We start from the raw sequence: 4955 nt of genomic DNA, 5'->3' as shown, positions 1-4955 counted from the left end.
GCATGGCGATGCGCGCCTTTCACTCAGGGGCTGGGCAATGCAAAGCCCGGCGCCGCGAGCTGCGACGCCGGCCTTGGTGCAGAACGCGATCAGATGGACGTGGCGATGTTGTTGAACAGCGCGGAGAGGTTGTTGCCGAGGAGGCTGACGGCGGCGATGATGACGACCGCGATCAGTGCGACCATCAGGCCGTACTCGACGGCGGTGGCGCCCTTCTCCTCGTCGCGGGACTGCAGCATGGTGATGAGGAACTGGATCATGGAATTACCCCTAGTCAATGAGAAGCCGGTGTGTTTCGGGTTCCGGGGGAGCCCGGTGACTGAAGTCTGCTCGAAGTCGCCGTTGCGTGAATCGGGTGATCGGTCGCGTCCTCGTAGTCCCTTGTGACTAGGGCGAACCCTCCGTTGGACTCGACCGGATGGTCCGATCAGAGGCTCAGAACCGCTGGGGCGCCAAGTGGTCGAGGAGACCCATGCGCATCGCGGTGACCAGTGCCTGCGCGCGATTGGCAGCGCCGAGCTTCTGGTAGATGTGGGTGATGTGCGTCTTGGCCGTGGACTCGCTGAGATAGAGCCTGCCGGCGATCTCACCCGTACCGAGGCCGTCGGCCAGCAGCGACAACACCTCTTCCTCCCGCGCCGACAGCGTCGGAGTCGAGGGGCTGCTGGTACGTCGCATCATCGCGGCAGTGAGACCCGCACACAGGAACGTGCGGGGGGCTACAGCGGCATGCTTCGCGGCGCTCACGACCTCGGTAGCCTTGCTGTCCTTGCCCACGAATGCCGACGCGCCGGCCTCCATCGCACTGAAGATCTGGTCGTCGCCCGCATGCATCGTGAGCACGACGAGCCCGACGGTGTCGCTCTCTGCGCGGACTCCGCGCACGACATCGAGGCCGTGTCCGTCGGGCAGTTGCAGGTCCGTGACGACGACGTCGGGCTGGAGGTCGGCGTATCTGACGAGCCCCTCGCCGACGGAGCCTGCCTGCCCGACCACCGTGGTCTGGTCGTCGCGCTCGAAGGCACGCGCCAGCCCTTGGCGGATCAGCTCGTGATCGTCAACGAGTAGAACTCTGATGGTCATGAGTCTCGGTCCTTTCGGGCGGGGGGGCATCGGTGGAACACAGCAGGACGACGGTGCCGCCCTCCGGACGTGGGGAGACGGTGAGGAGCGCGCCGATGCGTTCGGCTCGCTCGGTCATGGTCTGCAGGCCCCAGTGACGATCGCGCGGCATGGCGTTGCCGATGCCGTCGTCCTCGATCCTGAGGGTGATGCCGGAGCTGTCGGAGGCGAGGGTGACCCACAGGTTCATGGCGTGGGCGTGTTTGCGCACGTTGCCGATCGCCTCCTGAGCGACCCGCAGCAGCTCCGACTCGGTCCAGCTGGGAAGCGGTGGCCCGGACTCGTCGAGCAGCAGGTGGACACGAAGCTCCGAACCGTGGCTGACCTCGCGCACGTACTCGGCGAGTGCGCCCGAGAGGCGGTGCTCGGCGACGTGGTGACGCAGGTCGAAGATGGAGAAGCGGAGCTCGGTGACCACGCGGCTGATCTCATCGCGTAGTGACGCTGCGAGCGCACGGGTCTCGGGCTCGGCGGACAGGGTCTCGATCTCGTCGACGATGTAGCCGAGGGCGACGACCTCCTGGGCCACCCCGTCGTGCATCTCCCGGGCCAGCCGGTTGCGCTCCTCGGCGGTGGCGATGAGCCGGACGTCATCGAAGAGCACGGCGGTGTCGAGTCGCAGGACGAACTCGTCAGCGATCTCCTGCGCCTCAGCACGTTCCTCGTCCGTCCAGCCCGAGGCACGAATCAGCAGCACGGTGCCACGGATCTTGTCGGCGCCGTGCAGGGGGATGTCGGCCACGTCCGGGAGGGTGCTACCCGTCTGGGCAAGCTGATCACGCAGAGCGAACAGGGCCGCTGCTTCGCCGTGGGAGGCCAGGAGCCCGACCGAGTCGTCGCTGCCGATCACGAAGACCGCCGACGACTCCGCCTCGGTGTGGATGCGGAGCGCGGTCTCGAGCTCGACGGCCACTTGGGCGCTGTCCAGCCCGAGCCGGCCACGCTGGGCCAGTTGGTGGAGCTGGGACATCAGCTGGTTCGCTGCGGCGTACGGCGCCTGGCGCGCCTCCAGGGTCCTCACCGAGCGAGACTGCCAGCTGGCCAGGACGCCCACGCCCAGACCGGTGAGCAACCAGGGCGCGGCATCGATCAACCGTGAGGTCTCGGCCGAAGCCGGGGTCACGGCCATGGTCAGGAGAACTGCCAGCGCTGCGGTGAAGGCTGCGTTCACTGCCGTCACGAGCCCGTGCCGGACCCCCGCCACGATGGGCGGAACGGCCAGATATGCCAGCAGGGCCGGCTGTTCCGATGCGCTCATGAGCAGGATCGCCGCCAGCACGCCCTCGCCCAACGGCAGCAGCGGCGACGTCCAGGCGAGCGCACCCCACTCGAGGGCACTGCAGACACTGGCGATGAGCACGAGAGCCGCCAGCAATGGGCCTGCCGGGCCCACGGACTCCTCACGCAGCAGAATGCCCGTCGACAGTGCCAAGGTGAAGATGCGGACGGCTGTCGTGACTCGCCACGTCTTCAGGTTGAGGGATTCGGTTCCGGCTTGAGCGCGCATGGGCACTCAGAGATTCTTGAACGTATTCGCGATCTGGATGCCGGCCGGCCCGAGGATCACGATGAACAGGCAGGGCAGGATGAAGAGCACCAGCGGGATCATGATCCTAACGGGGACCTGCTGCGCCTTCTCCTCCGCGCGCTGACGGCGTTTCGTGCGCATCTCCGAGCTCTGGATCCGTAGCACGCGACCGATCGGGATTCCGAGTGAGTCGGCCTGCACCATGGCCAGGCAGAACGACTTGAGGTCATCCAGCGACGATCGGTCGGCCATCGCGCGCATGGCGTCGGAGCGGCCCACGCCGATCTGCATCTCCTGCAGGAGGCGGGCGAACTCCTGGGACAGGGGGCCCGTGGTGTTCTTGGCGACCCTGCCCACCGCTGCGTCGAAACCGAGACCGGCCTCGACCGAGACGGTCAGGAGATCGATGGCGTCCGGCAGCGAGATGCGCATCAACTTCTCGCGCTTCTGACCGGCGTTGTACAAGAACACGTTGGGCAGGACGTAGCCGATGGCGGCAATCACCACCGTCGCGAGGATCACGCGATAGAAGGGCCATCCCAGTCCGAGCACGTAGAGGAAGCCCAGGACGCTCGATATGCCGAGGCCGAGTGCCTTGAGGCCGATCAGCCGGTTCACGTCCCAGGCCGGCGGGTTGCCGGCAATGTCGAGGCGGTGCTGGAGCTTCTTGGCGGTGTCGGCGCGTGCGAGCTTGCGACCGGTGTTGATCAGGCGGTCGCCCAACGGCCCGAGGACCCGCTCCACAAAGGGGCGTTCGAGCTCTTGCCTCAAGACATCGGGCGCCGAGTCCAATGCTTGGATGGCCGCCACCGATCGGGCGACCCCGCGGCGTTCGGCGGACGCCACCCCGATGAGGGACAGCCCCAGAATCATGGCCAGGCACAGCAGCCCGGCTCCCACCAGCAGCATCTCAGACCTCCACCTTGGCCAGTTTGGCCATCGCGAACGAGCCCATGCCAAGCAGGCAGGCAGCAACTGCAAGCAAGATGTATCCCGGGACGGTTGTGTAGAGCAGTCGGATGTAGTCGGGGTTGACGAACGCCATGTACAGACCGATCGTCGGGGGGAGGCCTGTCAGAATGTACCCCGAGAGTCGGCCCTCAGCACTCAGAGCCTTGACCTGACGTCGGAGGAACTCGCGCTCACGGATGGTTTCGGCCACGGTGTGCAGAATCTCAGCAAGGTTGCCGCCCACCTCACGCTGGATCTTGATCGCCATCACGACCCAGCCGAAGTCGGCGCTGTCCATGCGCTCGCCGACGCTCTCCAGGGCGTCGGTGAGGTCGATGCCGAGGCGCTGCTCGATGAGCGCGCGCTTCAACTCGCCCGCCATGGGTTCGCGTCCTTCGCGCACCACGCTGTCCACCGCTTGGGGGAGGGAGAGCCCGGCCTGGAGGCCGCCCGCCATCAGGCCGAGGGTCTGGGCAAGCTGTCCGTTGAACCGACTCAGCCTTCGACGATGGCGGAACCTCATGTACAGCCAGGGCAGCGCCAGTCCGAGCACCAGACCGAGCATCGCCATGGCGATGCCGCTCATCACGTATCCGAAGGCCATCGCTCCGACCGTGATGGCGGCGTGGATCAGCACCCACTCGGCGGCTGTCAGCGCCGAGCCGGCACCGGCCAATCGCTGAGAGATGCGGGTCTCCAGATCCGCGTTGACCAGCTTCGAGGTCATGGCAACCGCGGAGTCCTTCAGGTCGGTCGAGCCGCTCGTCGGCGCCCGCCGGCGCCCGCCGGGATTCGCCTTGTCGCTGTCGAAGTACGCATCAAGGCGACGCTCGGCCGCTGACTTCCTCGAGGGACTCACCAGGACCGTGATCAGGAGTCCGAGGAGCCCGAGGAAGACAGCCAAGGTCCCACCAAGCATCAGCGGCTTGGACACGAGCGCCTTGCCCTGGGTGAAGGCCTCGGGAGCGTCGATGCCAGCCTCACCGAGCGCGACGAACGCCGAGTCGGTGTACGTGGTGCCGTCGGCCACGACCGTCACGCCGACGGAGGCTTCCTTGCCGTTCAGGTCCGGGGACTCGAAGGTCACGAGAAGCTGTTGCGCCAGCGCGTCTGCCTGGCCGGCGAACACGGCGCTGAGAGCCTGCGGATCGGCGGGGATGACCGCGCCGCCGGTGTCACCTGCCACGGTCGCGAGCTCATCGGCAGAGGCCGCGGTCGCCAGCGAGACGACGTCCACGACCACTTCCTGGGTGGTGGCCGTGCTGCTGACGACCTCCAGGGTGGTAGCACTCCCGGTGTCCGCACCGTCGGAGAGCAACAGCAGGGTGCGCGATCCCTCAGCGCCTGCCAGGTC

At 67.0% G+C, this 4955-nt stretch carries 5 protein-coding genes; all 5 read right to left on the bottom strand.

The features are described from left to right. Positions 1-89: 89 nt before the first annotated feature. Positions 90-260 (bottom strand): Flp family type IVb pilin, encoded by a 171-nt coding sequence (locus tag RMO85_RS16390; RefSeq protein WP_310529790.1) that lies wholly within the window; start codon positions 258-260, stop codon positions 90-92. 175 nt (positions 261-435) lie between these two features. Then, complete coding sequence (locus RMO85_RS16385) at positions 436-1083, bottom strand: response regulator transcription factor (RefSeq protein ID WP_310529789.1); 648 nt, start codon at positions 1081-1083, stop codon at positions 436-438. Then, entirely contained in the window at positions 1058-2629 is a 1572-nt protein-coding gene (locus RMO85_RS16380; protein WP_310529788.1) for a histidine kinase, read from the bottom strand. Before RMO85_RS16380 ends, RMO85_RS16385 begins: the two co-directional genes overlap by 26 nt. Positions 2630-2635: 6 nt before the next feature. Then, the gene (locus tag RMO85_RS16375; protein ID WP_310529787.1) at positions 2636-3559 is read right to left on the bottom strand and encodes a type II secretion system F family protein; all 924 of its coding nucleotides are present in this window, start codon (positions 3557-3559) and stop codon (positions 2636-2638) included. A gap of 1 nt (position 3560) precedes the next feature. Next, positions 3561-4955, bottom strand: a 1395-nt coding sequence (locus RMO85_RS16370) for a type II secretion system F family protein (protein ID WP_310529786.1), incomplete at its 5' end; no start/stop codon positions are given.

Origin of the sequence: Nocardioides sp. (assembly GCF_031422975.1) — a bacterium.
Taxonomy (GTDB): Bacteria; Actinomycetota; Actinomycetes; order Propionibacteriales; family Nocardioidaceae; genus Nocardioides.
The sequence above is the reverse complement of the archived record's forward strand: the minus strand, read 5'-3'. Positions and strand labels throughout refer to the sequence as shown.